At 31.8% G+C, this 1,053-nt stretch carries 1 protein-coding gene; it reads right to left on the bottom strand.

Going from position 1 to position 1,053, the window contains the following annotated elements:
• Positions 1-269 precede the first annotated feature (269 nt).
• Positions 270-905 carry a hypothetical protein gene (locus ACFQ1R_RS11670; RefSeq protein ID WP_379926404.1) on the bottom strand — a complete coding sequence of 212 codons (636 nt, stop codon included), beginning with the start codon at positions 903-905 and terminating at the stop codon, positions 270-272.
• Positions 906-1,053 lie beyond the last annotated feature (148 nt).

Here is a 1,053-nt window from a genome sequence, read left to right as displayed (position 1 = left end):
AGTTTACCTGTTGTAATTTCATCTAAAATTTTCAGTTTAAAAGGTTCTGAATACCGTCTGATTACTTTGTCGTTTCTATACATAATGTTTAAAATTATGTAGCCTTATTTCAGGACGGGTCAAAATGCACTACAACGTTGTTGTATATGGTTTGTTGCGTGTTTAAGCACCTAATTTAGCAAATAAAAACCTAATAGAAAATCCGCGAGGATTTTCGTAAGTAGGCTAGAACTAGCAATAAATTATATACGGTGTTGTGCGTTCGTTTTTTATTTCCATTGTCTGTTTTTCAAGTGGGTTTTCTTTAATGAATATCCATCGTTAAAAAACAATTTTCCTTTATTCAAAACCATTATTTTATCAGTCAAAAATCTCGGAACAGCGTTTAAGTCCAAATCTCTCACAATAATTTCTATTTCGTTATAATTCGGATTGTCAATTTCTATTGTTTCTTTTTGTCCTAAATAATGATATGTAATTGTTTTTATTTTTTGAGTTTCCAATTCCACAATTCCATTCACGTCTGCTGCTTTTCCCTCGTTTTGGTCATTAATTACAATAAATGCTGCTGCAAGTGGTAATTCCAAATCTCGGATTGTGATTTTCACGTCGTCAATTTGGTCGGGATTTATTTTTCCACTATAAGTCGTGCTCGGATTTTTTGGTTGTTCAAATGTGTTCAGTTTTATACTGTCAGTAGATGTTTTTTCCCAATTTCCTTTTACTACAGTTCCGCCACCAACATCCATAAAAATAAAATACTCAAATGTTTTGTCCGATTTTAACTCAATTTGAGTGCAAGCAAAATAATTTTTTCCGCATTTTCCATATAAGCCAACTACTGATTTATTCGTCGAACACGAACTTAAAAAAAGTAAAATTAAAATCAGTTTAATGTATTTCACGGGTTTTTTCTTAAATGACGCACAACGGTTACGTATAAGAATAGTGCGTAGTTTGAGTGCGAGGATTTTCCGTAGGAAAATCAGAAGCAAGCAAACAAGCACTAACTTTAGATTTAGAAATAAACTTACGCATTATTTTTATACAATG

Origin of the sequence: Mariniflexile jejuense (assembly GCF_042675665.1) — a bacterium.
Taxonomy (GTDB): Bacteria; Bacteroidota; Bacteroidia; order Flavobacteriales; family Flavobacteriaceae; genus Mariniflexile; species Mariniflexile jejuense.
This window is presented reverse-complemented; position numbering and strand designations above follow the sequence as displayed.